This is a genomic window from Simplicispira sp. GW247-4R2A, from assembly GCF_059424465.1.
Window position 1 is genome coordinate 39,838 of the sequence record NZ_JBWKZM010000027.1, and the last position, 22,212, is coordinate 62,049.

18 protein-coding genes and 2 tRNA genes are annotated in these 22,212 nt (G+C 65.9%); 14 read left to right on the plus strand and 6 right to left on the minus strand.

Going from position 1 to position 22,212, the window contains the following annotated elements:
- Positions 1-14 precede the first annotated feature (14 nt).
- The 9 genes from AC07ZH_RS16455 (at position 15) to AC07ZH_RS16495 (ending at position 10,869) form a co-directional block, all read left to right on the plus strand.
- Positions 15-2,984 (plus strand): formate dehydrogenase subunit alpha, encoded by a 2,970-nt coding sequence (locus AC07ZH_RS16455; RefSeq protein WP_495200581.1) that lies wholly within the window; start codon positions 15-17, stop codon positions 2,982-2,984.
- 28 nt (positions 2,985-3,012) lie between these two features.
- On the plus strand, positions 3,013-3,660 hold the full coding sequence (gene fdh3B / locus AC07ZH_RS16460) for a formate dehydrogenase FDH3 subunit beta (RefSeq protein ID WP_495200582.1): 648 nt from the start codon (positions 3,013-3,015) through the stop codon (positions 3,658-3,660).
- Entirely contained in the window at positions 3,657-3,884 is a 228-nt protein-coding gene (locus AC07ZH_RS16465) for a hypothetical protein (protein ID WP_495200583.1), read from the plus strand. Before fdh3B ends, AC07ZH_RS16465 begins: the two co-directional genes overlap by 4 nt.
- Positions 3,885-3,897: 13 nt before the next feature.
- Entirely contained in the window at positions 3,898-5,127 is a 1,230-nt protein-coding gene (locus tag AC07ZH_RS16470) for a formate dehydrogenase subunit gamma (RefSeq protein WP_495200584.1), read from the plus strand.
- Positions 5,128-5,144: 17 nt separating this feature from the next.
- Positions 5,145-5,513, plus strand: coding sequence for a hypothetical protein (locus AC07ZH_RS16475; protein ID WP_495200585.1), 369 nt, complete (start codon positions 5,145-5,147; stop codon positions 5,511-5,513).
- A gap of 54 nt (positions 5,514-5,567) precedes the next feature.
- Positions 5,568-6,464 carry a formate dehydrogenase accessory sulfurtransferase FdhD gene (locus AC07ZH_RS16480; protein ID WP_495200586.1) on the plus strand — a complete coding sequence of 299 codons (897 nt, stop codon included), beginning with the start codon at positions 5,568-5,570 and terminating at the stop codon, positions 6,462-6,464.
- 23 nt (positions 6,465-6,487) lie between these two features.
- Complete coding sequence (locus tag AC07ZH_RS16485; protein ID WP_495200587.1) at positions 6,488-9,007, plus strand: ABC transporter permease; 2,520 nt, start codon at positions 6,488-6,490, stop codon at positions 9,005-9,007.
- A 126-nt stretch (positions 9,008-9,133) separates the two neighbouring features.
- Positions 9,134-9,727 carry a LemA family protein gene (locus tag AC07ZH_RS16490; protein ID WP_495200588.1) on the plus strand — a complete coding sequence of 198 codons (594 nt, stop codon included), beginning with the start codon at positions 9,134-9,136 and terminating at the stop codon, positions 9,725-9,727.
- A gap of 23 nt (positions 9,728-9,750) precedes the next feature.
- Positions 9,751-10,869 carry a M48 family metalloprotease gene (locus AC07ZH_RS16495; RefSeq protein ID WP_495200589.1) on the plus strand — a complete coding sequence of 373 codons (1,119 nt, stop codon included), beginning with the start codon at positions 9,751-9,753 and terminating at the stop codon, positions 10,867-10,869.
- Between the two features lie 105 nt (positions 10,870-10,974).
- Here the strand turns inward: AC07ZH_RS16495 and AC07ZH_RS16500 are convergent, their stop codons facing one another.
- Entirely contained in the window at positions 10,975-11,640 is a 666-nt protein-coding gene (locus AC07ZH_RS16500) for a Smr/MutS family protein (protein WP_495200590.1), read from the minus strand.
- Complete coding sequence (radC, locus tag AC07ZH_RS16505) at positions 11,637-12,350, minus strand: RadC family protein (protein WP_119108878.1); 714 nt, start codon at positions 12,348-12,350, stop codon at positions 11,637-11,639. Before radC ends, AC07ZH_RS16500 begins: the two co-directional genes overlap by 4 nt.
- A gap of 66 nt (positions 12,351-12,416) precedes the next feature.
- Between radC and AC07ZH_RS16510 the strand changes: the two genes are divergently transcribed.
- Both AC07ZH_RS16510 and ispH read left to right on the plus strand, forming a co-directional pair.
- Positions 12,417-12,869, plus strand: a complete 453-nt coding sequence (locus AC07ZH_RS16510; RefSeq protein ID WP_495200591.1) for an FKBP-type peptidyl-prolyl cis-trans isomerase — start codon at positions 12,417-12,419, stop codon at positions 12,867-12,869.
- A 163-nt stretch (positions 12,870-13,032) separates the two neighbouring features.
- The gene (ispH, locus tag AC07ZH_RS16515; protein WP_495200592.1) at positions 13,033-14,001 is read left to right on the plus strand and encodes a 4-hydroxy-3-methylbut-2-enyl diphosphate reductase; all 969 of its coding nucleotides are present in this window, start codon (positions 13,033-13,035) and stop codon (positions 13,999-14,001) included.
- Positions 14,002-14,176: 175 nt separating this feature from the next.
- On the opposite strand, the gene AC07ZH_RS16520 is transcribed toward ispH, so the two are convergent.
- Positions 14,177-14,848: a CBS domain-containing protein gene (locus AC07ZH_RS16520; protein ID WP_119109453.1), complete on the minus strand. Its 672-nt coding sequence runs from the start codon at positions 14,846-14,848 to the stop codon at positions 14,177-14,179.
- 86 nt (positions 14,849-14,934) lie between these two features.
- Between AC07ZH_RS16520 and serS the strand changes: the two genes are divergently transcribed.
- Positions 14,935-16,245 (plus strand): serine--tRNA ligase, encoded by a 1,311-nt coding sequence (gene serS / locus AC07ZH_RS16525; protein WP_495200593.1) that lies wholly within the window; start codon positions 14,935-14,937, stop codon positions 16,243-16,245.
- Positions 16,246-16,282: 37 nt separating this feature from the next.
- A tRNA-Ser gene (locus tag AC07ZH_RS16530) sits at positions 16,283-16,372 on the plus strand.
- Between the two features lie 210 nt (positions 16,373-16,582).
- Here AC07ZH_RS16530 and AC07ZH_RS16535 read toward each other — a convergent pair.
- Complete coding sequence (locus AC07ZH_RS16535; RefSeq protein WP_495200594.1) at positions 16,583-16,927, minus strand: single-stranded DNA-binding protein; 345 nt, start codon at positions 16,925-16,927, stop codon at positions 16,583-16,585.
- Between the two features lie 337 nt (positions 16,928-17,264).
- Here AC07ZH_RS16535 and AC07ZH_RS16540 point away from each other — a divergent pair, with 337 nt between their 5' ends.
- Positions 17,265-17,894: a Rossmann-fold NAD(P)-binding domain-containing protein gene (locus AC07ZH_RS16540; RefSeq protein WP_495200595.1), complete on the plus strand. Its 630-nt coding sequence runs from the start codon at positions 17,265-17,267 to the stop codon at positions 17,892-17,894.
- A gap of 152 nt (positions 17,895-18,046) precedes the next feature.
- Here AC07ZH_RS16540 and AC07ZH_RS16545 read toward each other — a convergent pair.
- Both AC07ZH_RS16545 and AC07ZH_RS16550 read right to left on the minus strand, forming a co-directional pair.
- A tRNA-Arg gene (locus AC07ZH_RS16545) sits at positions 18,047-18,121 on the minus strand.
- A gap of 25 nt (positions 18,122-18,146) precedes the next feature.
- Positions 18,147-22,212: translocation/assembly module TamB domain-containing protein (locus AC07ZH_RS16550; RefSeq protein ID WP_495200596.1), on the minus strand; the 4,066-nt coding region annotated here is incomplete at its 5' end.

A 22,212-nucleotide genomic window follows, 5' to 3' on the forward strand; every position in this document is an offset into this window, starting at 1 on the left:
CGGCGGAGTGCAGCATGTTGTTGACCCGAAAAGTTCCTTCCTCAGGCGCATTGGTAGCCGCTGAATCGCCTTTTGTTCACAGCCTGCGCCGCGGCCTTGCGCACGCCATCCCTACCATGGACCGCCGCGCCTTTCTGCGCCGCTCGGGTCTGGGCGTGAGCGTGGGGCTGGCCGCTGCGCAGCTGAGCCTGATCAAGAAGGCCGATGCCGCCGATGCCCCTGCTGCTGGCGGCGACAAGAGCGGCATCGTCGTGCGCCGCACGGTGTGTTCGCACTGCTCGGTGGGTTGCGCGGTTGATGCGGTGGTGGAAAACGGTGTCTGGACGCGCCAGGAACCGGTGTTTGACTCGCCCATCAATATGGGCGCGCACTGCGCCAAAGGGGCTGCTTTGCGCGAGCACGGCCATGGCGAATACCGGCTGCGTTATCCGATGAAGCTGGTGAACGGCAAATACGAACGCATCAGCTGGGACACGGCGCTGAGCGAGATCACTGCCAAAATGCAGGAGCTGCGCAAGGCCAGCGGCCCAGACAGCGTGTACTTCGTGGGCTCGTCCAAGCACAACAACGAGCAGTCGTACCTGCTGCGCAAGTTCGTCAGTTTCTGGGGCAGCAACAACTGCGACCACCAGGCGCGCATCTGCCACAGCACCACGGTGGCCGGCGTAGCCAACACCTGGGGCTACGGCGCCATGACCAATTCGTACAACGACATGCAAAACAGCAAGTGCGCGTTGTACATCGGCTCCAATGCGGCGGAAGCCCACCCTGTCAGCATGCTGCACATGCTGCACTCCAAGGAAATGGGTTGCAAGATGATCGTGGTGGACCCGCGCTTCACCCGCACGGCAGCCAAGGCCGACGAGTACGTGCGCATCCGCTCGGGAACCGATATTCCTTTCCTCTTCGGCCTGCTCTACCACATCTTCAAGAACGGATGGGAAGACAAGCAGTACCTGCACGACCGCGTTTACGGCATGGACGCCGTGAAGGCCGAGGTGATGGCCAAATGGACGCCCGACAAGGTCGAGGAAGCCTGTGGCGTCGAGGAAGAGCAGATGGCGCGTGTGGCCGAGATGATGGCCAAGAATCGCCCGTCCACGCTGGTGTGGTGCATGGGTCAGACGCAGCACAGTATTGGCAATGCCATGGTGCGCGCCTCATGCATCGTGCAGTTGGCGTTGGGCAACGTTGGCAAGAGCGGCGGCGGTGCCAACATCTTTCGTGGCCACGACAACGTGCAGGGTGCGACCGACATTGGCCCGAACCCTGACTCTCTGCCGGGCTACTACGGTGTCGCCGAAGGCTCATGGAAGCATTTCGCCAAAGCCTGGGGCGTGGACTATGAGTGGATCAAGGGGCGTTTTGCCAGCCCGGCCATGATGACCAAATCGGGCCTTACGGTTTCGCGCTGGATCGATGGCGTGCTGGAAAAGAACGAGCTCATCGACCAGGACTCCAACCTGCGCGGCGTGTTCTTTTGGGGCCACGCGCCCAACTCGCAGACGCGTGGTCTGGAGATGAAGCGCGCCATGGACAAGCTCGACCTGCTGGTGGTGGTGGACCCGTACCCCTCAGCCACCGCCGCCATGGCCGCCATGCCGGGCAAGCCAGAAGACCTGAACCCCAACCGCGCGGTGTACCTGTTGCCGGCCGCCACGCAGTTTGAGACCAGTGGCTCGGTGACGGCGTCGAACCGCTCCCTGCAATGGCGCGAAAAGGTCATTGAGCCGCTGTGGGAGAGCCGCAGCGACCACATGATCATGTACCAGTTCGCACAGAAACTGGGCTTTGGGCCGGAACTGGTCAAGAATTACAAGATGCAAAAGGTCAAGGGCCAGGATGAGCCCGTGATCGAGGACATCCTGCGCGAAATCAACGGCAGCATGTGGACCATTGGCTACACCGGCCAGAGCCCTGAGCGCCTCAAGGCGCACATGCGCAACATGGGCGTGTTTGACGTGAAAACGCTCAAGGCGCGCGGTGGCAAGGACAAGGAAACCGGCTACGACTTCACCGGCGACTACTTCGGACTGCCCTGGCCTTGCTATGGCACGCCCGAACTCAAGCACCCCGGCAGCCCCAACCTCTACGACACCAGCAAGCACGTCATGGACGGCGGCGGTAACTTTCGCGCCAACTTTGGCGTGGAAAAGGACGGCGTCAACCTGCTGGCCGAAGACGGCTCGCATTCGCTGGGTGCCGACATCACCACCGGTTACCCCGAGTTCGACCATGTGCTGCTCAAGAAGCTCGGCTGGTGGAACGATCTCACCGATGCTGAAAAGCAGGCGGCCGAGGGCAAGAACTGGAAAACCGACATGTCGGGCGGCATACAGCGTGTGGTCATGCAGGTGCATGGCTGCCACCCCTTCGGCAATGCCAAGGCGCGCGCCGTGGTGTGGAACTTCCCTGACGCGATTCCCTTGCACCGCGAACCGATTTACGGCACGCGCCCGGATCTGGTCGCCAAGTACCCCACGCACGACGACAAGCGCAATTTCTGGCGCCTTCCCACGCTCTACAAAAGCCTCCAGGACAAGAACGTCGCCGAAAAGGTGTACGAGAAATTCCCGCTCATCCTCTCTTCGGGCCGCCTGACCGAATACGAAGGCGGGGGCGAGGAAACCCGCTCCAATCCCTGGCTGGCCGAACTGCAGCAAGAGGCCTTTGTCGAGATCAACCCCAAGGCTGCGGCCGATCGCGGCATCCGCAACGGCGACCGCGTCTGGCTCAGTTCCCCCACCGGGGCCCGGCTCAACGTCCAGGCCCTGGTGACAGAACGCGTGGGGCCCGACACCTGCTGGATGCCGTTCCACTTCTCGGGCCGCTGGCAGGGCGCGGACATGCTGGCGTACTACCCCGATGGCGCGCACCCCGTGGTGCGCGGCGAGGCCGTCAATACGGCCACGACCTATGGCTACGACTCCGTGACCATGATGCAGGAAACCAAGACCACGGTGTGCAACGTGGAACGTGCGTAACCGGCCCGCCCGCCAGCAGGAGACAGCAATGGCAAGAATGAAATTCATCTGCGACGCCGAGCGCTGCATCGAGTGCAACGGCTGCGTCACGGCGTGCAAGAACGAGCATGAGATCCCCTGGGGCGTGAACCGCCGCCGTGTGGTCACGCTCAATGACGGCGTGCCGGGGGAAAAATCCATCTCCGTCGCGTGTATGCATTGCAGCGACGCGCCCTGCATGGCGGTGTGCCCCGTCAATTGCTTCTACCGCACCGACGAAGGCGTGGTGCTGCACGACAAGGATGTTTGCATTGGCTGCGGCTATTGCAGCTACGCCTGTCCTTTTGGCGCACCCCAGTTCCCGTCGCAAGGCAGCTTCGGCGTGCGTGGCAAGATGGACAAATGCACCTTCTGCGCTGGCGGCCCGGAAGTGAGTGGCAGCGAGGCGGAGTTTGAAAAATACGGCCGCAACCGCTTGGCAGAGGGCAAGCTGCCAGCCTGTGCCGAAATGTGCTCCACCAAGGCCTTGCTGGCCGGCGATGGCGATGTGGTGGCCGATATCTTCCGCACCCGCGTCGTGCAGCGCGGCAAGGGGGCAGAAATCTGGGGCTGGGGCACCGCCTATGGCGCCCAACACAAGGGCCAGGGTGAAGGCCAGGGAAATGGCCAGCACAAAGCGGAAGGAGGCCAATCATGAGCCGACTCTCTGTCTGTCTCGCGGCGGGTTTGTGCCTTGCGGCCCTGAGCGCTTGTGGCGAGCGGCCTCAGGCGAACCGAGGGACGCTGGACACCGCCGCATACGAAGGCGCGAAGGATGCGTTTGTCGATGCGGGCTGGAAGGTGGGGGACAAGAACAGCTGGGAGCAGCACCTGCGTGCGCGCATGCAGCGTGGCCAGAACGACTATTCGCGCATGCCGTGAGGGGAGGCGGGCCATGAACCAGTTCCTCTCGACCCTCGTATTTGCCACGGCTGCACTGGTGGTTACGCCGGGTATTGCGCAGCCGGCGGCTGCGTCTCCTGCGGGGAGCCAGCAGTCAGGCCCAGTAGGTGTGGCGGCGCCTGCGCCAAGTGGGTCGGCCAGCCAAGCTGCCGCTGGCGCCATCCGCAGCCAGAACATTTTTGACGTGCAGCCTGACGCCAGCACGGAGCCGGGCTACCGCGACCAAACCAATGGGGAGCGCGCCAAGGTGCAGCCAGGCAACAATGCGCCGATGTGGCGCCAGGTGTCGGGCGGCATTACCGGCTACAGCAGCCTCCCGGCCAGCCAGGCACCGGAAGCAGGCAACCTCATTCAGGGCTTTGTGGACTACCCCTTCATGCGCGAGACCAACGCCGGAGAAGCCTGGCGGCAGGTGCGCAACCGCTGGATTCTTCCGTACGGCGCGGCCTTGCTGGGTATCGTGGTGCTGGCCCTGGCCCTGTTCTTCTTGGCCAAAGGCCCGCTCGGCCACGTGCACCCCGAGTCGGAGCGCAAGTTCGAGCGTTTCACCCCCTTTGAGCGCGCTGCGCATTGGTCCAACGCCTTTGCCTTCGTGGCCCTGGCCACCTCGGGCCTGGTGATGGCGTTCGGCAAGTTTTTCCTGCTGCCCGTGCTGGGCCTGTCCCTCGCGGGCTGGCTCGCGTATGCGCTGAAATACGTGCACAACTTCATGGGGCCCTTGTTCGCCGTGTCTTTGGCCATCATCGTCCTCACCTTCGTCAAGGACAACATTGCCAATCGGGCTGACTTCCATTGGCTGATGAAACTCGGCGGCTTGCTCGGCGACGCGCAAGTGCCCTCGCACCGCTTCAACGCCGGTGAGAAAGGCCTGTTCTGGTGGGGCATCACGATTCCCGGCATCTTCGTCGTCGGCTCGGGTCTGGTGCTTGACAAGCTGATTCCGGGGTTCGGCGAATTGCGCGGCCAGATGCAGATCGCGCACATGCTGCACGCCAGTTTGGCGCTGTGGATGGTGGCGCTCCTCATCGGCCACATTTACATGGGCACCATCGGCATGCGCGGCGCCTACCGCGCGATGAAAACCGGCTATGTTCCCGAGGGCTGGGCCCTGGAACACCACAAGCTGTGGGCCGATGACATCCGTGCCGGCCGCATTCCGGCGCAGCGCAGCGGCGACGGCGCCCCTGCACCGGAGCGGCCCGCTGCCCCGTTGCAGGCTTGAACCTGGAGAGCTCCGCCATGAAACGCACACTTTGGTTGCTTGCATTGTCTGCCCTGATCGGTTCGGCCTGGGCCAAACTCCCACCTCCGGCACCCGAGGTGGCTGCCAAAGCCGCAGAGAGCGCCGCGCGCGCCAAATGGGCGGGCCAGATGGACGCATTCCAGCTATGCCAGGTTCAGGACCGCATTGCCGCCAAGTTTGGCAAACCCCGGCAAGCCGATGCGTCTGCCATGCCTGCCTGTGTGCAACCGGGGCCGTTTGCCTATACGCCGCCCGCCGAAAAACCCATGGAAGCCTCTGGCGCCCACTCGCCAACGGGCAATGCCAGCAGCCCGCCCAGCACGGGCGCGCCAACCCAACCGATGCAGGCGGCGCCCAAATCCTGAGGGCATTGCACGCGGCGAGCGTCGGCGCGGCGCAAATGGCGCTACGCTGAGGCCATGACACACGCGCCCGCCATTTCCAAGCCGCTCGCAACTGCGCTAAATGGTGGCGAATTGCCGCGCTTGACTGATGCACATGCGCCGCTCACGCACGCTGTCGAAGCTGTCAACGAGCGGGGCGAGACAGAGCTTGTGCACATTCCCGCCGAGCGCGCCCTGACCTTGTACGTCGACAAGCGCGAGCTCGTCACGCTGATGACCTTGGGCGCGCACCCCGAGCTGCTGGTACTCGGCTATTTGCGCAACCAGCGGCTGGTGGCCGATGCGAGGGACATCGAGTCCATCACGGTGGATTGGGACGTGGGGGCTGCGGCGGTGAAGACGCGGCGTGGCATAGAGCGCATCGAAGAGCGCACCGCCAGCCGCGTCGTCACTACCGGCTGCGGCCAGGGCAGCGTGTTTGGCGCACTGATGGACGACGTTGCCAGCATTGTCCTCCCGCCTGCGCGCATCACCCAGGGCGAGCTTTACGGTCTGGTCAACGCCATCCGCCTCAAGGAAAGCACCTACAAATCGGCCGGCTCGGTGCATGGCTGCGCGCTGTTTCGGGGCAGCGAGCTGCTGGTGTTTGTCGAGGATGTCGGCCGTCACAACGCCATCGACACCATTGCCGGCTGGATGTGGATGCAGCCCCATACGGTGCAGGGTGGCGACAAGGTGTTCTACACCACGGGCCGCTTGACCAGTGAGATGGTCATCAAATCGGCCCAGATGGGCGTGCCCATCGTCGTCTCGCGCAGCGGCATGACCCAGATGGGACATGCCGTCGCCGCGCAACTGGGGCTTTGCGCGATTGGCCGCGCCACCAACCGGCGTTTTGTCTGCTATACCGGCGCCGAGCGGCTGGAGCTGCAACCCGAGCTGGTCGGGGAATTTGGCCAGGGGCGCGTTTGAAATTTCTCTCTTTTCCACGCTTCATGAATCTTTCCTTTGCCCGCCTGGCCTGGCGCACCCTGTTGCGCGACCTGCGCGCCGGTGAACTGCGGCTGCTGATGGTGGCGGTCACGCTGGCCGTGGCCGCACTGACCGCGGTCGGTTTTTTTGCCGACCGTCTTCAGGGCGGTTTGCAGCGCGACGCACTGCAACTGCTCGGCGGTGATTTCGTGGTGGCCAGCGACCACCCCACGCCGGCTGCCATCGTGGAGCGTGCCCGGGCGCTGGGCCTGCGCATGGTGCGCACGGCGAGCTTTCCCACCATGGCGCGCGCCGACGACGCGCAGGGCGGCGCCAGCCGGCTGGTGGCCTTCAAGAGCGTGACGCTGGGCTACCCGCTGCGCGGCAGCGTGCGCGTGGCCGATGCGCCCAATGTTCCCGGACAGCCGACGCGCGAGATTCCTGTGCCCGGTGAGGCCTGGGTCGACGCCTCGCTGCTGGACGCGTTGGGTCTGAATCTGGGCGACCCGCTGCTGCTGGGCGACGCCAGCCTGCGCATTGCCCGCATCATCACGCTGGAGCCTGACCGCGGCGCGGGCTTCATGAGCTTTTCCCCGCGCGTCATGGTCAACGAAGCCGACGTCGCCGCCACGGGCCTGGTGCAGCCGGCCAGCCGCGTCACTTACCGGCTGGTGGTGGCAGGCGCAGCGGCGCCGGTGCGCCAGTTCCAGGCCTTTGTCGATGCGCAGTTGCAGCAGCCGGGCATGCGCGGCATGCGCGTGGAATCGCTGGATTCCGGCCGCGCCGACATGAAGCAGACGCTGGAGCGCGCGCAGAACTTCCTCAGCCTCGTGGCGCTGCTGGCCGCCATGCTGTCGGCGGTGGCCGTGGCGCTGGCGGCACGTGCCTTTGCCGCCAGCCATCTTGATGCGTCCGCCATGCTGCGCGTGCTCGGCCAGAGCCAGCGGCGCATTGCCGCGAGCTACACCACCGAATTCGCGCTGGTCGGCCTGCTGGCGAGCGTGCTGGGCGTAGCGTTGGGTTTTGCAGTGCACTACGCCTTTGTCTATTTGCTCTCTGGCCTGGTGACGGCCGGCCTGCCGGCTGCCAGCATCTGGCCGGCGCTGCTCGGCGTCGGTGTGGGCATGACCTTGTTGCTCGCGTTTGGCCTGCCACCGGTGCTGCAGCTCGCCCAGGTGCCGCCGCTGCGCGTCATCCGTCGCGACGTGGGGGCGCTACGGCCCGCGTCGCTGGCCGTGCTCGGGATTGGCGTCGCGGGCTTTGCCGCGCTGCTGCTGGTGGTCAGCCGCGACCTGCGACTGGGCCTGATTGCCATCGGCGGCTTTGCCGCTGCCGTGCTGCTGTTTGCGCTGCTCAGTTGGCTCGCGGTGCGCCTGCTGCGCCGCACCGTGAACGAGGCCACGGCGCCGCGCTGGCTGGTGCTGGCCACGCGGCAGATTTCCGCCCGCCCGGCCTATGCGGTGGTGCAGGTCAGCAGTCTCGCCGTGGGGCTTTTGGCGCTGGTGCTGCTGGTGCTGCTGCGCACCGACCTGATCGCCAGCTGGCGCGAAGCCACACCGCCGGACGCGCCCAACCGCTTTGTCATCAACGTCCAGCCCGATCAGGCGCAGGACTTTCGCGCCATGCTCGATGGCGCAGGCGTGGCCCGCTACGACTGGTACCCCATGTTCCGCGGCCGGCTGGTGGCCATCAACGGCAAGGCGGTGGAGGAGGGCTCTTTTGCCGACGACCGCGCCAAGCGGCTGGTCGAACGCGAGTTCAATCTGTCCAACAGCGCGGTACAGCCGCCGCACAACCTGATCGTCGCGGGCGCCTGGAAGGCAGGCGAGAGCGGCGCCATCAGCGTGGAAGAGGGCTTGGCCAAGACCTTGGGTTTGGCGCTGGGTGACCGTCTGCGCTTTGATATGGGCGGGGTTCAGTCCGAAGCGCGTATCACTTCGCTGCGCAAGGTGGACTGGGGCTCGCTGCACGCCAACTTTTTCGTCATGTACCCGGTGGATGCGATGCCGGATGTGGCCATCACCTACCTGGCCGCCTACCGCGCGCCCGAGACGCCGGGGTTTGACAACGCATTGGTGCGGCGCTTCCCGAACGTGACGAATGTGGACATGGGCGCCACGCTGGCACAGATTCAAGGCGTGCTCGACCAGGTGATTCGTGCAGTGGAATTCCTGTTCGTCTTCACCCTGGCCGCCGGGCTGGTGGTGCTGTTTGCCGCCGTCACCGCCACGCGCGAAGAGCGTGCGCGCGAATTCGCCATCATGCGGGCGCTGGGCGCGGGCAGCCGCCTGCTGCGCCAGGTGCAGCGCGCCGAACTGGCGGGCGTTGGCCTGCTTGCCGGCCTGCTGGCCAGTAGCGCGGCCGTGGTGGTGGGCTGGGCCCTGGCGCACTACGTGTTTGGCTTCACCTGGACCGCCTCACCCCTGGTGCCGCTCGCCGGCAGCCTGGCCGGTGCGGTGCTGGCGCTGCTGGCGGGTTGGTGGGGGCTGCGCGACGTGCTGGCGCGGCCGGTGGTGGAGACCCTGCGCAGCGCCCCGGAATAGCTATTAATTACATAGCTGCTTGCGCTTATGGGTATTGCGCTAGAGGCTTATTTTCCTTGTTTTTTCGGCTTGCCCGGCGCTTGCCTCTAAGATGCGGCTTCCAGAATATCCAAGCGAGGGAGCAACATGACAACAACCGGCTGGGTTCTTCTTGCCATCGTGGCGGCACTCGTGTGGTGGGCCATTGCCGCTTACAACCGGCTGGTGGAGCTGCGCAACCGCATTGCCAACGCCTTCGGCCAGATCGACGTGCAGCTCAAGCGCCGCTACGACCTGATTCCGAATCTGGTGGAAGTCGCGCGCGGCTATCTGCAGCACGAAGCCAGCACGCTGCAGGCCGTGATCGAGGCGCGCGGTCAGGCACAGGGCGCAGCCGCCGTGGCGCGTGCAGCGCCCACCAACGCGGGCGCGGTGGGCGGCTTGGCCATGGCCGAAGGCGTGCTGGGTGCGAGCCTGGGCCGCTTGATGGCCGTGTCCGAGCGCTACCCTGAACTCAAGGCCGATGCCACCATGCAGCAGCTCAGCGAAGAACTCGCCAGCACCGAAAACCGGGTCGGTTTTGCCCGCCAGGCCTTCAACGACCAGGTGCTGGACTTCAACAACGCCGCCCAGCGGTTCCCCGCGCTCATCGTCGCGCGGCTGGCCGGGTTTGCCCCCGCCGCCATGCTGGCATCGACGCAAAGTGACGAGGAGCGCCGGGCGCCGCGCGTGCAGTTTTAAGCACATCAAGCACTTTTCCTGGCATGCGCTTTTGGGACCAGCAGCACGACGCGCGCAGCGAAACGCGGCGCCTGCTGCTGGCGTTCGCGGTCGCCACCGTCCTGTTGGTGCTGGCCGTGCATGCCTCGCTGGTGCTTGCCTGGTGGCTGATGGCGCTGGTGCTGCCGGTGCGCCTGCCGTTTCCGGCGGGCTTTCTGGTGGCCAACGTGGGCGTGTCGCTGCTGCTGGTGCTGGGCGGCTGGTGGGTGGAGACATCGAACCTGCGCGCCGGCGGTGTCAAGTTGGCCAAGCGCATCGGTGCGCGCGAGCTGCGGCCCAGCCTCTCGCATGCCGAGCAGCGCCTGGCCAACGTCGTCGATGAGCTGTGCCTTGCGGCGCAGATGCCGCGCCCCGAAATCATGGTGCTGCCGCGTGTGGACGCCATCAACGCCTTTGCCGCCGGCTGGGACGAGCAGGATGCCGTACTCGCCGTCACCCAGGGCGCGCTTGGCCACCTCACGCGCGAAGAAATGCAGGGCATGGTGGCGCACGAACTCAGCCATTTGCACGAGGGCGACACGCGCCTGAAGATGCGGCTGGCGGGTATGGTCTTCGGGCTGGAGCTGGTCTATAACTTTGGCGACGAAATGCGCGAATCCGGTGGCCTGGCCTGGTGGTTTGGCTCGGCCATCATGCTGGCCGGCCTGGCGGGTTGGCTCACCGGGCGGATTCTCAAGGCAGCCGTCTCGCGCCAGCGCGAATACCTGGCCGACGCCCGCGCCGTGCAATGGACGCGCAGCCAGAACGGCCTGGGCGGCGTGCTGCGCAAGGTGATGGGCCAGCGCCAGGCGGCCGAGCGCACCGGGCAGCAAGAATCACGCCGCAGCGGCCTGGCGCACCCGAGCGTGCAACACATGCTGCTGGTCGACGTGGAAACCAACGGGCGCTGGGGCGATGGGCTTGCCGCGCGCCTCGCTGGCCGGCTTGATTCGCACCCTACGCTGGAAGACCGGGTGCGGCGTGTTTATGGCCGCAGCATGGCGCCGCTGCCGCTGACGCCGGTGGATGAGCCGCCCGAGCGGGCGCACGGGGCGTCTGGCACGGCGGCCCCAGCGAGTGGGCCTTCGCTGGCGTCGCTGGTGGACCCGTTTGCACGGTTGTAAATGTTATAAAAATAATAGCTGCTATCGCTTATGGGATAATCGCTAGAGGCTTAAAACGCTAATATTTTTTGCGGGAACCTTCACGCCGGCCTATGCCGGCGCAGTTCACACTTGCCGCCGCCCCACGGGTGCCAACAGCACCACCAGCGCGCCGGCACCGCCATCGGCAGGCTTGGCCTGCACGAAGGCCAGCACCTCGCTCTTTTGCACCAACCAGCGCTGTACCCGGCTCTTGAGCACCGGCGCCTTGCCCGGCGAGCCCAGGCCCTTGCCGTGCACCACCCGCACGCAGCGCAGACCGGCCTTGTGCGCCTGGCGGATGAACTCCCCCAGCGTTTCGCGCGCTTCATGAACGCGCAGGCCATGCAGATCGAGCTGGCGCTGGATGCTCCAGCGGCCCGCGCGCAGGCGCGCGGTCACGTCGGTGCCGATGCCGGGGCGGCGAAAACTCAGTTGGTCGTCCACGTCGAGCAGGGTGCTGACGTCGAACTCGTCGCTCATGGATTCGCGCAGCACCTGTGCTTCGTCCAGCCAATGCTGCACCGGCAGCGGCTCGGGCCGGGCCGGTGCGAGGTGTGCCAGGTTGCGGGTTTTCAGCGCAGTAACCGCACCCACGCTGCGGGCAAACAGATGGCGCTCTGCCTCGCGCCGGGCGGCGGCTTCGCGCGCGGCCTGCTCCTGCGCAGCGCGCAGCGCCTGCTGCTCGCGCAGGTGGCGGGCGAGCTGGGCGAGTGAGGCCAGGCCGTGAAAGCGCTCGCGCCTCAGACTCACACCAGCCCCTTGGCCGCCATCGACAGCCACTGGCCGTGTGCGACGATGACGTGGTCCAGCACGCGCACATCCACCAGCGCCAGGGCGCTTTTGAGGGTTTGCGTCAGCACCTCGTCGGCGCGGCTCGGTTGCACGCTGCCGCTGGGGTGGTTGTGCGCCAGCACTACGGCAGCGGCCTGCAGGTGCAGGGCGCGCAGCACCACTTCGCGCGGGTAGACGCTGGTTTGCGTGAGCGTGCCGCGAAACAGTTCTTCGAGGGCAATCAGCCGGTGCTGGCTGTCGAGAAACAGCACGGCAAACACTTCGTGGCCCTTGGCCGCCAGGTGCAGTTGCAGGTAATGGCCCACCGCATCAGGCGAGTCGAACACCTCGCGCTCGCGAAGCTGCTGGGCCAAGGCTCGCCGGGCGAGTTCGAGCACCGCCACCAGCTCGGCGCGTTTGGCGGGCCCCAGGCCCTTGATGCGCGAGAGGTCCGCCATGCTGGCGTGCAGCAGGCCGGCGATGCCGCCAAACCCACCTGCCGGGCGGCTGGTTTCGGGGCAGGTGCGCGGGGCATCAAGCAGCTCTTGCGCCAATTGCAGCACGCCCTTGCCGACGATGCCGGTGCGCAGCAGCAGGGCAAGCAACTCGGCGTCGCTGAGCGCGGCCGGGCCGCGTGCGAGCAGTTTTTCACGCGGGCGGGCGTCGGCGGGGAGGTCTTTGAGGGGCATGGATTGGTACTTTCCCGAGTGGGAATTCCAGGAATCCTAAAATGCAGCCAGTTTATAGAGGCACGCATGGCAATCGTTCAACAAGGCTCCTTTCTGACGCTTCACTACCGCCTGGCCGGCCCGGCTGGCGATGTGATCAACACTTTCGACGACAAGCCGGCCACGCTCACGCTGGGCAACAGCGAGCTCTCGCCCGCGCTGGAGGCGCGCCTGGTCGGTATGCAGGAGGGCGCGCGCACCACCTTTGAGCTGGCGGCTGGCGAGGCCTTTGGCGAGCGCAACCCCGAAATGCAGCAGTGGTTGCCCGGCAAGCTGCTCGACGAGGTGGGCGACCCTGACGAGCAGTACCACGTCGGCGAGGTCATCGAGTTCCCCACGCCCGACGGCCAGGGCACCTACGCCGGCGCCGTGCTGCGCGTGGGCAAGGAGGGCGACCCGCGCGCCCTGCTGGTGGATTTCAACCACCCGCTGGCGGGCCGCGCCGTGAGCTTCGAGGCCTACGTGATCGGCGTTTTATGAGGCATCCCCCTGCGCGGCTGCGCCGCTTTCCCCTTCTCTCGCGCTGCGCACGGGAAGGGGGACACCGCCAGCGCGGCGGGTCGGCCCTTGCGCGGCGGTTGCTGGCATTGATCGCGTCGGTTTCCAACCTTTTGTGCGGTGCTCAGTGCCATGGAGTGTTGAAATGATGAGTCCGCAAGAAGTCCTGCTGGCCGAGCCGCGCGGCTTTTGCGCGGGGGTGGACCGGGCGATCGAGATCGTCGAACGGGCGCTGGCCAAGTTCGGCGCGCCCATCTACGTGCGCCACGAGATCGTGCACAACACCTACGTGGTCAACGACCTCAAGGCCAAGGGCGCGATCTTCATCGAAGAGCTCTCCGACGTTCCGCCCGGCGCCACGCTGATCTTCAGCGCCCACGGCGTCAGCAAAGCGGTGCAGGAAGAAGCCAAGGCGCGCGGTTTCCACATTTTTGACGCCACCTGCCCGCTGGTCAGCAAGGTGCACGTCGAAGTGGCCAAGCTGGCGCAAGAGGGCTACGAATTCATCATGATCGGCCACAAGGGCCACCCCGAGGTCGAGGGCACATTGGGCCAGCTCGACGGCGGCATCCACCTGGTGGAAGACGTGGCGGACGTGGCCGGCGTGCAAACGGTGCAGCAGGAGAAGCTGGCCGTGGTCACGCAGACCACGCTGTCGGTGGACGATGCCGCCGAAATCATGGCCGCCGTGCGCGCGCGCTTCCCGCAGGTGCGCGAACCCAAGCAGCAGGACATCTGCTACGCCACGCAGAACCGCCAGGATGCCGTCAAGCTGATGAGCCGGCAGGTGGATCTGGTGATCGTGGTCGGCAGCCCGACAAGCTCCAACAGCAACCGCCTGCGCGAGCTGGCCGAGCGCCTGGGCACTACGGCTTACATGGTCGACAGCGCCGACGAACTGCAGCCCGCATGGTTCACCGGCATCGCCCGCGTGGGCCTGACTGCTGGCGCTTCGGCCCCCGAGGTGCTGGTGGCCGAAGTGATCGAGCGCGTCAAGGCCCTGGGGGCGGTGTCGGTGCGCACGCTCAGCGGCATCGAAGAATCCATCAAGTTCCCGCTGCCCAAGGGCCTGCGCATGGACGGTGCGGCGCCAGAGGCCGGCGAAGAGGCCTGAACTATTGTTTTGATAGCTGGCAGCGCTTATGGGATAAGCGTTAAAGCCTTATTTTGCTTAAAGTTTTTGCGCCTTCCCGTTTCTAAATCCAGCGTGAACGCGAAGGCCAAGCGCAGACGGCCCAGGCCTACGGCAAGCGAGGCCGACAAAGCGCACCTTGGATTTGGCAAGGAAATCAGGTCCACAGATCAAGCGGCGGGTCTGCCGCCACCGCGCGCAGGATGTCGGTGCGCGAGACAAAGCCCTCCGGCAGCCCCAGCTCGTTGGTGACCGGCAGGCCGGGCAAGCCCGTGTCCAACAGCACCGAAGCGACGCGGCGCAGGCCGGTATCGGCAGACGCCGTGGGCACGGGCGAGACCATCACCTCATCCACCAGCCGGCGCGCCCGCGCAATGGCGGCTGGCACGCCGCCCGGTTTGGGAATCAGCTCCAGCGGCACCATGTCGGCGCGCAGCAGCAGGCCGATGACGCGGCCCAGCGTATCGACCACGGGTGCCTGCCCCACGCCGTGCTCTGCCAGCAGGCCCCAGGCCTCGCTGACCAGCGCGCCGCTGGGCACCGTCAGTGCGCCGCGCGTCATCACATCGCTCACCAGGCTGAGCGGCTGGCGTACCGTGGCCGGCCCCTGGTCGGTCTGCGCATAGGCGCTGACGGCGTCCTGTGCCCGCAAACTGCCAAAGGCGCTGTCGTACGCGGCGGGCGTGACGGGTTCCGCCTGCGCCGTCCCGCGCGGGCCGGTGGCACGCAGCGCCTGCGGACGCCGCACCCGGCGCACGGATGCAATGCGGGAAATCTGCTCCGGGCCGCCCCGTAGCATCTGCCCTGAAGGACCAAAGACAAAAAACATGGCTTCCTCCCGCACGTCGTGTGCCTTGCGCCATGTTATCGGCATCCAAGGAGCCAGCCTCAAGGGGCGCCGCCTAAAATCCCGGCATGCTCGACATCCTCCTTCTCCGCAAAGACCTTCCGACCGCGATTGCCGGCCTGGAAACCCGCAAAAACCCCCAGCCCTTTCTTGACGTGGCGGCCTTCCAGGCGCTCGAAGCCGAGCGCAAGACGCTGCAGACGCGCACCGAAGAGCTGCAGGCGCAGCGCAACCAGCTCTCCAAGCAGATTGGTCAGCTCAAAGCCAAAGGCGAAAGCGCCGATGCCGTGATGGCCCAGGTCGGCGCGCTCAAAGCCGAGCTGGAGCAGTCGGCCGCGCGCCTCGACCAGATCCAGCCCGAGATCCAAGCCCTGCTGCTGGCTGTGCCCAACCTGCCGCACGCCAGCGTGCCGGTCGGCGCCGACGAAGCGGGCAACGTGGAAGTACGCCGCTGGGGCACCCTGCCCAGCTTCGACTTCGCGCCCAAGGACCACGTCGATGTCGGCACCCCGCTGGGGCTGGACTTCGACATGGGCGTGAAGCTCTCAGGCTCGCGCTTCACGGTCATGAAAGGGCCGATTGCCCGGTTGCACCGCGCGCTCAGCCAGTTCATGCTCGACCTGCAGACGCAAGAGCACGGCTACACCGAGTGCTACGTGCCCTACGCGGTGAACGCCGATTCGCTCAAAGGCACCGGCCAATTGCCCAAGTTCGAAGGCGACCTGTTCGCCGCGCAAAAGGGCGGGCAGGACGCCGAACCCGTGCCCGATAACGCGGCGCTGTACCTCATCCCCACCAGCGAAGTGCCGCTGACCAACTTCGTGCGCGACGTGGTGGTGGCTGAAGATCAGCTGCCCATCAAGCTCACCGCCCACACGCCGTGCTTCCGGTCCGAGGCCGGCAGCTACGGCCGGGACACGCGCGGCATGATCCGCCAGCACCAGTTCGACAAGGTCGAAATGGTGCAGATCGTGCATCCCGAAAAGAGCTATGAAGCGCTGGAACAAATGACCGGCCACGCCGAAGCCGTGCTGCAAAAGCTCGGCCTGCCGTACCGCGTCATGAGCCTGTGTACCGGCGACATGGGCTTTGGCGCCGCCAAGACCTACGACCTCGAAGTCTGGCTTCCCGGCCAGAACAACTACCGCGAGATCAGTTCCATCAGCAACTGCGAAGCCTTCCAGGCACGGCGATTGCAGGCAAGATTCAAGAATGCGCAGGGCAAGAACGAGCTGGTGCACACCTTGAACGGCTCGGGCCTGGCGGTGGGGCGCACCCTGGTGGCGGTGCTGGAGAACTACCAGCGGGCCGATGGTTCGGTGCAGGTGCCCGAGGCGCTGCGGCCGTATATGGGCGGAATCGACGTTTTGCTGCCGTAGGCAGAAAAATCTCCTGCTAGAATCGCAGGCTTCGAGCGGAGAGGTGGCAGAGTGGTCGAATGTACCTGACTCGAAATCAGGCGTAGTAGCAATACTACCGTGGGTTCGAATCCCACCCTCTCCGCCAATGGTCACAAGGGCTTGCTGCTATTTATTTAGAAGCAAGCCCTTTTTGCTTTTGGCGCACGTTTAGGCCAGTTGGTGACGTTGATATTGAGGCCCGCCCTTGTCCAAGCGGCCAAGAGCGATGCCCATCGATCGGTGTTGCTGGCCCCATGCAGCTTTGGCGTACGCCGCGAGCGTCGGGTGTGAAAAGTTCAAGGGCTCTGGCGGGAAGTCATCGGTCTGCTGCCTGCTCGGCTTCCATCGCGGTGCGCTTCCTGGCGACGTGGTAGGCGGTGAGCACCTGGGTGGCCACCATATCGACGCTGGGGCGCGTGTTGTCCTGCTTGTCGGTCCAAACCTTGGGCGTGAGGCTTCCGGCCAGTGCAACGCTGTCGCCGTCGTCCAGTGCCAGCAGCGCAGCGCTGGGTGCAGCATCAAACGCGATGACGTTCACAAAGAGGTCGCCGCCTTCGCCGGCCGATGCGAGCACCTTCGCAACCGCAAAGGGTTTGCCCGCTTTGTCCACCCGCTCTGCAGGCCGGCCGTACAGTCGGCCGGAAACCAATCCCTCAATCATGTGCGTTCCTTTGCTCTAAAGTAGCAAGCATGCCCTACGCAAGCATGCGTAGCACCCAGGCAACGCGAAACGACAGCGCCGGGCCAACCGAGCGACTCCAGGCGGTCAAGTTGCCGGCCCGGCTGCAAATACTTCGACCGGCCGATCGAGGTTTTGTGTGCCTGATCGACGACCGATTTCATCTCGCTTCGGTGCGTGCGTCGCTGCCTCAATGGTGGGAAGTCAAGCACTGATCAAGCACTCATGGTCACACTGCTTGCCAAGCCGGATCAATTGTGGGCCTGCATGGAACATGATTACCGTTTCGATACGTGTTCACATTTGAAAGGAACGCAAAATGATTCTTTTGCTTGTGGGCGCCACAGGACTGGTGGGCAGCCACGTATTGCGCCTCGCGCTGGCTGACGAACGAGTAGACAGCGTGGTCGCACCGTCTCGTAGGGATCTACCCAATCACCCCAAACTGCAGGCGCCAGTCGTGGATTTTGGGCAGCTTCCCGAAGATGCGTCTTGGTGGCAAGCCGATGCGGTCATTTGCACCTTGGGGACCACCATGGCCAAGGCCGGCTCTCAAGACGCCTTCCACCGCGTGGATCACGACTATCCGTTTCAGGCTGGGCGGCTAGCCCGCAAGCACGGCACGCCCGCCTACGTGTTGAATTCGGCTCTTGGAGCAGACGTGTCTTCGCGATTTTTCTACAGCCGGGTGAAGGGAGCATTGGAACGCGATCTGGAGCAACTCGGATTTTCGTCCCTCACCCATGTGCGCCCCGGATTGATCGGGGGAGATCGCCAAGAATCCCGTGCGGGGGAAAGCGTAAGTGTGTCGGTGTTGTCCGCACTCAGTCCCATTTTGCCCCGCAAATGGCGCTTGAACCCCGCGCTGAAGATTGCCGAAGCTTTGCTAAATGCAGCGATTCATCCGCTGCCAGGCGTTCATGTGATTACTTCCGAGCACCTGTGCTGACGATGAATTGCCTGACGTTTGTGCTGGTCAAGTTTTTTCGGACACAACGGTAGGTTGTTACGGTGTGATGTGGCTTGAGACAACAAAAAACCCGCAATGCTAGGAAGCATGCGGGTCTTCGAGGTGTTGCGAGGCGTCATGAAACGACTGCTTGGTCCCCTCGACAGGAATCGAACCTGTATCTAGCGCTTAGGAGGCACTCGTTCTATCCATTGAACTACGAGGAGAGGGGCGCCATTGTAGGCGCTGGCGTTATTCGTAGCGCACGGTGTAGATGAGGTCCAGCCCCGTGCTGGCGCCGGTTTGGCCGCGCAGGCGCAGGCGCTTGGAGAGGTCGTAGAAGATGTAGAGCGTACCCAGCGTGCCCGAGAGGCTACGCTCATAGGTGACGTACAAGTCCTTGGACAGACGCTTGCCAAAGGTGAGGGCGGCGCCGGTGGCGCCCTCGCCTGCACCGGGGCCCTTGAAGCCGACTTCGTCCAGGCCCAGGCGGCTGGCGACCTTCTCGCCCGCGCCGCCGCCCTTGCCGCCCAGCAGGGCCAGCGCGGCCTGTTGCAGTACGGCGGCTTCGGCCCCGCCGGAGGCCGCGCCGTGACCCAGTACCACCCAGGAGAGTTTTTCTGCATCGGGCAAATCGGGCTCGGCGTACAGGCGCACGCGGGGGTCGAGCGCGTTGCCGCTGACCTGCACGCCGGCGCGCACTTCGATATTGGGGCGCAGCGCGAGGATGTCGAGCGAGGGGTTGTTGTACGGGCCATTGAAGCGCACCAGGCCGGTTTCGATGTCGAGCATCTGTCCCCAGGCGCGGTAGCGGCCGGCGACGGTGCGCACCTCGCCAAAGATGCGTGGCGGCGTGTGGGGCATGGAGCTGCTGCGGATGTCGAGCTTGCCTTCCAGGCGCGTGGTGATGCCCTGGCCCTGGAAAGCGAAATCGTCGCCCAGGTCCAGGGTGATGGCGACGTCGGGCGGCAGCACGGTGTCTGCGCGCTGCGCGGCACTGGCCGCTTGCTGGGCATTTTTTTGCGCCGCCGCGTCGCGCGCCTTGGAGTGCACCACCACATCAGCACCCAGGCTGGGGGCGCTGGCGTCGGGTAAGAGGATGCTGGCGCGGTCGATACGCAAGTCGCCGCGCAGCGTGAACTGGCGCTCGCCCAGGGTGGCCTCCAGCGTGCCCGAGACGCTGGCCTGGCGGTCCGCGCGCACCAGCACTTGCAGTTGGTTGGCTCGGGCTTTGAAGTCCATGCGCAGGTCTGCTGCGCTGCTGCTGCCCCATTGCACGCTACCGCTGCCCTGCAGGCTGCCGCCGTCCACCGGTGGAGGTGTGCGGTTGCCGCTGAAGCCGGCGATTCGCGCGCTGCTGCCGCGCCCGCCTTTGAGGCTGAACGCGGTAATGTTGACGCGGTTGCCGGCCAGCGTGGCGCGCAGCTGGCCGTCTTGAAGGTCTACGCCATCGAGCAGCGAGCGCACGGTGAGCTTGTCGGCGCTGAGTTGCCCGCTCCACAGGGGGTTGCCGCGCGTGCCCGAGAGTGCCGCGTCGGCTTCGAGTGTGCCGCTGATGCGCCAACCGGGCGGCGCCAGCACCGACCACACGCCTACCTGCGGCAGCTTGGCGCGCACGGTGCCGGCCAGCGCTGCGTTGTCGGGCCACACCCAGCCGCCGTCCTGGTGCTGCAGGCGCGTGGATGCCTCGGCGCGCACCTCGCCGGCCTGCGCGCTGTCCCAGGTGAAGGCGGTGCGCAGGGCGTCGCCCTCGGCCTCTGCGGTGAGTGCGACATTGCGCAAGCCGGCGGCAATCGTGTCCGTGCGCTCGCGCAGAGCCGCGTCGACCTTGGCGCCGTCGCCCTTGCTCTGCACGCTGGTGGCGGGTGGCGCGTCTTCCACGGCAATGCGCAGGTCGCCGCTGCTGCGCTGCAGGCGCACGCTGGCGCTGAGCTTGTCGCCCGCATCCACGGCCCACCGCCCGCCGAAGATGAGGTCGGTATCCAAGCCGAATTTTTTCAGCAGCGGTGGGTCCTGCGCGCCGACCAGATCGGCCCAGGCGAGCGGAATGCCGGTGACGGCGCCCTGCGTCCGCAAGGCCACGGCGCCCCCTGCGGAACGGGCGAATGCGAGCGGCTCCCAGCGCAGCGCGACCTTGCCTGGCACCGGTGCGGTGAGCGCGGCGCTGCCCGCGCCGACCTTGGCACTCAGCGCCCCTCCAATGCTGCGGCGCGCCTCAATGGCAAAAGGAGCGCCTGCCAGCAAGGTCCAGCGGCCCTTGTGCAGGCCGTCTTGCAGCGTCACGCTCAGGCTTTGCACCTGCGCATTCGCGGCGACGGCGCCCTTGTCGGTGGCCTCCAGCAGGCTGGCGACCACGCTGCTCTGCACGGTGGCGCTTTGCTTGTCACGGCGCAGTTCGCCTTGCAGCGAAATCTCGGCGCGGGCAGCGCTGCCCGCCGCGCGCAGGCGCATGCCGTGCAGTTCGATCTGGGTGGGTGCGGCGCCTTTCGCGTTTGGCAGATCGAGCTGCAGTTTCGGCGCGTCGAACGTGGCCTGCAATCGCGGGGCATTGGCGCTTTTGCTGGCAGCAGCGGTAGTCACTTTGGGCAAGGTGGTAAAGCCTTCCCAGCCGCCACGCCATTGGGCATTGAGCGAGGCGCTGCCGCGCGCCGCAAAGCCCGGCGCGAGCTGGTTGAGACCAGGCAGGGTTCTCAGCCACGCCAGCGTCTGCTCCGCTGACACCGATTGCACTTGCAGCGTACCGGCGCCAAGGTGCGCGGCAAGCTTGCCGTCTGCTTGCGCGCTGGTGCCAGGCAGCTTGGCCTGAACCTTGCCGCTGATGGCGAGCGCAGGAAGGGTGGCGACCTGCACGTCGGTCGCCTTGACCTGTGCCTGCAGCGTCTCGATATCGGCTTGCGGCAGGTGGAGCATGCCCCCTTTCCAGGTGCCGCGCGCTGCCACGCGGTCGATGCGCAGGGTTGCTGGCGCACGCTTGCGTGCGCTGCGCGCGCCGCTGGCGGCCAATTGCAGCTCGAATTGGAGGTCTTGCGCGCTTCCTTCCACCGTGGCGCGGCCGCTCAGTGGCGCCGCGGCAAGCGCGGTGTGCAGTTGCGCTGGGTCGACGCGTTCGACCTGGGCCTTGAGTGCGAAGGATTGTGATGCTGGCGCGAAACGGCCTTGCAAGGCCAGCGTGCCCTTGCCGATGTCGACGCGGGCGTCCTCGGTGCTCCATTGCGTGCCGTCAAAGTGCACATGGGCCGTGACGGCGTTCACCGGCAGGCCCTTTTTGTCCCAGGGGGCCGGGCGGGCATTGGTGAGGGTCGCTTCCACGTCCCAGCCTTCGGGCGTTGGCCCGGCTGCGACGTGGCCGCTGAGCAAGGTGGTGGGGGCTTGGGGCGACAGCACTGCCAGGTCGACGCCTTGCAGATCGGCTTGCGCTGTGAGCAGCGGTTGGGCTGCCCAGGGCGCGATGCTGGCGCTGGCGTCGGCTTGCATGGGCGCCGAGTCTTTTGGTGCCGATGCCTCTTGCGGCGCTGCGCGCAGCTTGGCAGTCAGTTCGATGCGTGCCTCCTGGCCGGCCAGGGTGCCTTTGGCCTGGGCTTCAACTTGGACGCCGAGCGTGCGTTCACTCTCTGCTGCCCCTTTCGGAAGCTGGGCCTGCAACTGTGCTTGCAGCGTGGCGTCCACTGCCATGGGCGCCTTGCCGTCCACTCGCACATCGGCGCTGAGGTGGCCCTGCGGCAGATCCAAGCCCGCAACTTCGAGGTGGTGCGCGGCGCCGTCGTAGCGGTAGCGGCCCGAGAGGGCTTTGGCGTCGAAGGGCTTGTCGGCAGCCCAGACCAGTTCGCGCACGGCAAAGGGGATGTCGATGTAAAGCGGCAAGTTCAGTGGCTGCAAAGGCGTCGGCGGCGGTGTTGCCACCTCAGGCTGCGCCAGGGGCGTGATGACCACGCGGGCCGCTTCGAGCTTGCCCAGGCGCAGGGTCTTGTTGAGCAGGGGCGTGAGGCTCCAGCCAAGGTCGATGTCCTGCGCGTTCACGCTGAGTGTGCTGCTTTGCCAGCGTAGGTGCGCGATGTGGCCGCCGCGCCGCAGGGAGCCACGGACGCCTTCGGTTGTCAACTGCTGGCCTGCGGGCAGGCTCTGCGACGCACGTTGCAGCACGTAGGCGAGCGAATCGTCACGCCCCAGCCATTGCCAGGCCAGCAAGGCGGCCAGCAGCACCACCACCAGCAAGGCGGCAAAGGCGAGCAGGAAGGGGCGCAGCAAGCGCTTGCGCCGAGGTGTTGGTGGGGGGTGGTTGCCCGAGGCGGCCGCATAAGCGTTGGGGGCGGCGCGGTGG

What these genes read in the sequence shown, in the direction of transcription:
- AC07ZH_RS16455 (WP_495200581.1), top strand. Translation starts at nt 15, where the DNA reads ATGTTGTTGACCCGAAAAGTTCCTTCCTCAGGCGCATTGGTAGCCGCT.
- fdh3B (WP_495200582.1), top strand. Translation starts at nt 3,013, where the DNA reads ATGGCAAGAATGAAATTCATCTGCGACGCCGAGCGCTGCATCGAGTGC.
- AC07ZH_RS16465 (WP_495200583.1), top strand. Translation starts at nt 3,657, where the DNA reads ATGAGCCGACTCTCTGTCTGTCTCGCGGCGGGTTTGTGCCTTGCGGCC.
- AC07ZH_RS16470 (WP_495200584.1), top strand. Translation starts at nt 3,898, where the DNA reads ATGAACCAGTTCCTCTCGACCCTCGTATTTGCCACGGCTGCACTGGTG.
- AC07ZH_RS16475 (WP_495200585.1), top strand. Translation starts at nt 5,145, where the DNA reads ATGAAACGCACACTTTGGTTGCTTGCATTGTCTGCCCTGATCGGTTCG.
- AC07ZH_RS16480 (WP_495200586.1), top strand. Translation starts at nt 5,568, where the DNA reads ATGACACACGCGCCCGCCATTTCCAAGCCGCTCGCAACTGCGCTAAAT.
- AC07ZH_RS16485 (WP_495200587.1), top strand. Translation starts at nt 6,488, where the DNA reads ATGAATCTTTCCTTTGCCCGCCTGGCCTGGCGCACCCTGTTGCGCGAC.
- AC07ZH_RS16490 (WP_495200588.1), top strand. Translation starts at nt 9,134, where the DNA reads ATGACAACAACCGGCTGGGTTCTTCTTGCCATCGTGGCGGCACTCGTG.
- AC07ZH_RS16495 (WP_495200589.1), top strand. Translation starts at nt 9,751, where the DNA reads ATGCGCTTTTGGGACCAGCAGCACGACGCGCGCAGCGAAACGCGGCGC.
- radC (WP_119108878.1), bottom strand. Translation starts at nt 12,350, where the DNA reads ATGCCCCTCAAAGACCTCCCCGCCGACGCCCGCCCGCGTGAAAAACTG.
- AC07ZH_RS16510 (WP_495200591.1), top strand. Translation starts at nt 12,417, where the DNA reads ATGGCAATCGTTCAACAAGGCTCCTTTCTGACGCTTCACTACCGCCTG.
- ispH (WP_495200592.1), top strand. Translation starts at nt 13,033, where the DNA reads ATGATGAGTCCGCAAGAAGTCCTGCTGGCCGAGCCGCGCGGCTTTTGC.
- AC07ZH_RS16520 (WP_119109453.1), bottom strand. Translation starts at nt 14,848, where the DNA reads ATGTTTTTTGTCTTTGGTCCTTCAGGGCAGATGCTACGGGGCGGCCCG.
- serS (WP_495200593.1), top strand. Translation starts at nt 14,935, where the DNA reads ATGCTCGACATCCTCCTTCTCCGCAAAGACCTTCCGACCGCGATTGCC.
- AC07ZH_RS16535 (WP_495200594.1), bottom strand. Translation starts at nt 16,927, where the DNA reads ATGATTGAGGGATTGGTTTCCGGCCGACTGTACGGCCGGCCTGCAGAG.
- AC07ZH_RS16540 (WP_495200595.1), top strand. Translation starts at nt 17,265, where the DNA reads ATGATTCTTTTGCTTGTGGGCGCCACAGGACTGGTGGGCAGCCACGTA.